Consider the following 6,215-nt stretch of genomic DNA (forward strand, 5'->3'; position numbering starts at 1 on the left):
AGTATCTTTGTGAATTCATAGTAGAGCGCTCCGGACGATGTACCGTATGGGTTTCAGGAGATATGAAAAAACTTAATGCAGTTGATTTCCCTCATAAATACAAAGTCGATATGAAAAATAAAAAGGTACAAGTCTGCCTATACCACCCATCAAAAGATGAGTGGAATCCAACCCATTGGTTAAAAGATTCCCTCGTTCCATGGACCTGTGAATGGCTCCTGTTTTATGAGTTATGGTTATCAACAGGAGAATGGCTTGGTGGAGGTGAACATCCATCGGCCGAATCTGTTCAAGTCTAATGAAAATGAAGATTCTGGAAACATTTGCCACATTCGTTTTGAACCATCAACGAAATTCCATTAAAATTGTGCAATAAGTTTCTTATTTGTCTTCATCAATGCATAAAGTCCCCCAAATGCTTTCACAAAAAGTGAAGGCATTTGGGGGACTTTATTTATAAAAGACTACATATCTACGTTTTAACGACAACAATTAGTGTTCACCGCACAGGTTTTTAATGAGTAAAAAAGTCCTCTTTATTTTATAGTTTACGAGGTGAATAAATTAAGAAAAAATATATTTGAAGGGATGGGTAGGGTACCCTATTTTGACACAATAGGGAAAAATGATCCGACTCTAATATCGTTTTAAAAAAGTGAGAAATTTGGTTGAGAAGGAGCAACATATGCAAAAATTCACAAAGATAACTATTGAAAAAGACTACTTACCTTATAGGAAAATAGAACTAAATTGGTTGAAGAAAGAAAGCAACCCGGATACTGAAATACTCAGAAGTATGATTATATTTGGAAGGAATGGGATAGGGAAAAGTACTATTTCTAAATCTATTTCTAGTTTAAGAGATATAAGTGAGGACATTACTCTATTTAATGAAAAAAATACAGTGAGTACCGCGATAAATATTACTGATAGCGATAAAGAGACTATATTTGTATACAATGAAGAGTTTCAAAGAGAAAAAGTAACTTTTACGGAAAATGAAAAATTTGAAGCAATTGTCCTTATTGATGATCAAAAAGATCTATACGTAAGCCACAAAAAATAGACTTAGTTAATCTTGATAAAACTTTTATGCTATGCTATAATGCAGTAGGGTGAAAACGATCGTTATGTTATAGAAAATAAAAATTTTTAGTGGGCCGTCTATAGTATGCGCTATCTTGATTTAAAAAATTCGCCTAAGGATAGATTAATGATGTTTAAAGTGGATTTTTTATGTTTGAGTTAGACGATAGGCTACTTTCTGTTCAATATACAAAGTTTTTACAGGGTTAAAGTTTACTATTGTTTCTATTGTTTGAAATATTGAAGGAGGAGTATCAAATGGAAAATAAAAGTAGATATGTCACAAAATTTTATGTAGTTTTAATGATGTTAAGTTTAGTGTCTCAGTTGTTTGTGCCATTTCTTCAGGTAGCAGCGGTCGAAGTACCGACGACTGTAGTAACAGAGATGACTGCTAAGCCAACGAGCGAGAATACAGCAGAATTAAATTTAAGTTTAAATAATACTAGTTCTGAGAAGAAAAGTGAACAAATTGAACTTCATTCAAGTGTATCAATGATACCAGGTTCATCAGAGACATTGGTAAGTACAGAAGGCAAAAATGTTGGAACGTATCAAATTAAGGATCGACAAATTGATGTTGAGATTAATGAGAATGTTTCTGCGCAAGTTAACATTCCAGTTACTTTTTCAGCAACTGATACGGCAGCAACTGCAACATTTACAAATGGTCAATTAACAGCAAACGTTGATGTGGCTGCAAAGCAGAATAAGACATCATCTTCCTCTACTAGTAGTTCTGAAGAAAAAGTAACTACTAGTACGAGTACAACATCAAGTACGAGTACAACAGTAAGCACGAGTACAACAGCAAGCACGAGTACAACAGCAAGCACGAGTACAACAGCAAGCACGAGTACAACATCAAGTACGAGTACAACATCAAGCACGAGTACAACATCAAGCACGAGTACAACATCAAGCACAAGTATAACTTCAAAAAGTGAAGTTAGTACAAAAGCAACAACTCAGGATGAGCAAGCAAATGATATTAGCAGTTACTTACCTGATAGTTCTAATGGCACTATTATAGATAAAGCAGATATTAAATTTACAGATCAAAGCAATAATGAGGTTAGTGCAGCAGATGTCACAGCTGATACAAATGTATCATTAGCCTATAATTGGTCAATACCTAATGAACTAAAGGATGGCTATAGTGTTAAAGCAGGAAATTATTTTGAGTTTAAATTACCAGCATATATTACCTATCGTGCAGGAACAGGTGACCTTGGAGACTATGGTACGTATGAGATAAAAAGTGATGGTACTGTACGTTTCACATTTAATTCAAATGTTGACGATAAAGAGAATATTAAAGGTACCTTTAATTACAATCGCGCTAAAATCAATGTTACTGAACCTGGTCAAACGACAATTATTGTACCAACAACTTCAGGAAATCAAAAGGTTGACATTATTGTGAATCCAACTGGCGGTAATGATATTGCTAAGTCTGGAACTGTATCACCAGCCAAAAACCCACAACGTGTGAATTGGCAAGTTGATGTTAACACTAACGGTAAGACTTTAAATAATGCAGTTATTGAAGATACTTTACCTAAGGGTTTGAAATTAACTAGCACTCAAGTTTATCTGTTGAATATTGATTTGAAAGGTAAAATTACTGGTGAAGGTCAACAATTAGCGGAGGGAACTGATTATACTGTAGCAGATAACGGTACGGTTACTTTGAAAGGAAACTATTTAACGACACAAAAAGCATTTAGAATTAAGTATGCAACTGATATAGAAGCGGATGCTATTCCAAACGAAGGTGGAAATGTTAAATTTGAAAATAATGCAACATTAGTCAACAATGGTAAAGCTTATCCAGCTCAGGCTACAGTAACAGCTAGTTATGGTGAGTTATTATATAAGAAATACGAGGGTGCTTCAGGGTCACAAAAATTAAATTGGACGATTAACTACAATGCGGGCGATAAAAAGCTACCAGCTGGGACTGTATTAACTGATAATTTATCAGGAGCACAGGAATATACTGGAACACCAAAACTAGTATATACAGATGGACTAAATAGTGGTCAAGTAGTTAAACAAGATGATTACAAGATTACTTACAATGATAATAAGACTCAAATGACCATTAAGTTTACAAATGGGTTAGAGCAAGCGGTTAGAATTACCTATCAAACGCAAGTGAATACGCCAATTAATGGGTCAACAACCATTGGTAACTCTGCTGAAAGTAATGGCAAAAAAGTGGAAGTTGGTAATATAAAGGTTGCTGAACAAGGAATTGTTAAGTCTCTAGGTGCTGTTGACTATAATGCGAAAACAGTTGCTTGGAATGTGAAAATTAATTACGGCCAACAAGAAATGACTAAATGGTCTGCTGAAGATACCATTCCAAATGGTTTAACATTAGTAGATGATACGTCATTTGTATTAAATGATGTTACAACCAAAGCAGTTTTGGAACGTGGAATTGACTATCAGTTCATTACAACGGATACTGGGTTCAAAATTGAATTATCAGGAGCATATAACAAGACTTCTGATGAATTCTTATTAACATATAAGACGAATTTTGATACTAAAAAATTAATTGGTAAAAAATGGACAAATACAATTGTGGCTACTTGGACAGATAAAAATGATGCTAAGCACCAAAATACTGGTTTAGCAGATTTTACACCAAAAAAAGAATTCGTAACGGATGGTACAAAATCAGGTAGTTATAATGCAGTCAATAAGCATATTACATGGACAGTTGTGGCTAATTATAATCAACGAGAATTAAAGAACGCTAAATTGGTAGATACACTGACAGGAGATCCAGAGTATGTTACTGATAGTGCCAAGTTATATGAAGCCACAATTAAAACAGATGGTAATTATACATTAGGTAATCCAGTTGATACAAATATTGATTATGCTAAAGATAGCAGAACATTAACGGCTAATTTGCCAGAAAATAGCAATAAGGCTTATGTTATGATATTTGAAACTTCATTAGAAGGAAAAGTCATTGATGCGCCTAGCTATGATAATACTGCAAAGTATACAAATGATGGTCAGGATAAGGACCTAACTGCTAAAGTGTCAGTACCAAATGGTGGTACGGTTGCTTATAAAACTGGTGAGCAAGATAAAGAAGATTCTGCTTATGCGGTATGGAATATTACAGTAAATCCAGAGCAATCAACATTAAAAGATGTTACAGTTGTTGACAAGCCATCAACGAATCAAGTGTTGGACAAGAGTGATGTTGTTGTTTATGGAACAAAAATTGCCACTAATGGTGCAATTACAGTTGATAAGACAAATGTGTTGACAGAAGGTAAGGATTATTCAATTAATATTACGACTGACCAAACAAGTGGTGAGCAAGTCATGACGATTAAATTCTTACATGAAATTTCAACAGCATATTCTGTTCATTATCGAACATTAATCAACAGTTCTAAGATAAATGATACGTTGAGTAATACAGTGACTGTCACTGGTACAGGTAAAAAAGTAGTTAATAAAGAAGTTACAACATCACATGAGGTTGTAAACAATAGTGGAACTGCTGAAGGAACGAATTTAGACTATCAATTAACTAAGGTTGATAAGGATACTGACAAGGTTCTAAGCGGTGTTAAATTTGAACTTTGGTCATACAAAAATAATGCTAAAGGTCAACTATTGCGTACAGGAACAACTGATGATAAGGGCCAAATCAGATGGAATAATCTGAAGAGTGGTAAGTATGTTCTTGTAGAAACGGCACCAACTGATTATCAAACGGTTACAGACAAAATTATTACATTGAAGGCTGCTGATGCTAATTCTGATAAGCTTGTTACTAGTACAATCACAAATGAGAAGGTTAAAACTTCGGTTAGTGGTGAGAAAACTTGGGTAGATAATAATGACCAAGATGGTGTACGACCAGATGAAATTACGGTTAACTTGTTAGCAGATGGTAAAAAGGTTGACTCAAAGACAGTGACCGCAAAAGATGGTTGGAAGTATAAATTTAATAACTTAGATAAGTTCAAGGCTGGTCAAGCAATTAAGTACACGGTTGACGAAGCAGCGGTTGACGGGTACAAGACAACGTATAATGGCAATAACATTGTTAATACGCATCAGGTAGCTAAGACGAGTGTGTCAGGCCAGAAGACGTGGTCAGACCATGATAACCAAGACGGTCTACGGCCAGATGAAATTACGGTTAACTTGTTAGCAGATGGTAAGAAGGTTGATTCAAAGACAGTGACCGCAAAAGATGGTTGGAAGTATGAATTTAATGACTTAGATAAGTTCAAGGCTGGTCAAGAAATTAAGTACACGGTTGAAGAAGCAGCCGTTGCTGGTTATGAGACAACGTATGATGGCAATAACATTGTTAATACGCATCAGGTAGCTAAAACGAGTGTGTCAGGCCAGAAGACGTGGTTAGATAATAATGATCAAGATGGTAATCGGCCAGACAGTATCACACTACACTTATTGGCAAATGGTAAGGAAGTTGCAACAAAGGCGGTAACCGCTAAGGATGACTGGAAGTACGAGTTTAATGACTTAGATAAGTACAGCGCTGGTAAAGAAATTGTTTACACGATAACAGAAGATCAAGTAAATGATTACAACTCTGACGTTTCAGATGCGAAGAATATTGTAAACAAGTACACCCCTGGTAAAACAAGTGCAACGGTAACGAAGGCATGGCAAGATGCTGATAACCAAGATGGCCTACGGACAAGCATTAAAGTACAACTTTATGCAAATGACAAGGCTTATGGTGATCCCGTTGAATTAACTTCAGATACAGGTTGGACATATACTTGGAATGATCTGAACCAACGTCAAAACCATAAAGATGTGAAGTACACTGTTAAAGAGGTGAACACACCTGATGGTTATGTGGCTGAAGTAAATAGTGAAGATCAAGGTAATTTGATTATTACGAACACCCACAAAGTAGCTAAAACGAGTGTGTCAGGCCAGAAGACGTGGTCAGACCATGATAACCAAGATGGTATACGACCAGATGAAATTACGGTTAACTTGTTAGCAGATGGTAAAAAGGTTGATTCGAAGACAGTGACCGCAAAAGATGGTTGGAAGTATGAATTTAATGACTTAGATAAGTTCAAGGCTGGTCAAGAAATTAA

2 protein-coding genes and 1 pseudogene are annotated in these 6,215 nt (G+C 35.4%); all 3 read left to right on the forward strand.

Annotated features, from left to right (window positions below):
* A pseudogene (locus ACPC58_RS11280) lies at nucleotides 1-299 on the forward strand (hypothetical protein); the annotation flags it as partial.
* A gap of 386 nt (nucleotides 300-685) precedes the next feature.
* Nucleotides 686-1,066: an AAA family ATPase gene (locus ACPC58_RS11285; protein WP_274504340.1), complete on the forward strand. Its 381-nt coding sequence runs from the start codon at nucleotides 686-688 to the stop codon at nucleotides 1,064-1,066.
* A 278-nt stretch (nucleotides 1,067-1,344) separates the two neighbouring features.
* Nucleotides 1,345-6,215, forward strand: a 4,871-nt coding sequence (locus ACPC58_RS11290; protein WP_434066014.1) for a Cna B-type domain-containing protein, incomplete at its 3' end; no start/stop codon positions are given.

The sequence above is a fragment of the Streptococcus sp. VTCC 12905 genome, assembly GCF_049893385.1.
Classification (GTDB): Bacteria; Bacillota; Bacilli; order Lactobacillales; family Streptococcaceae; genus Streptococcus; species Streptococcus suis_AA.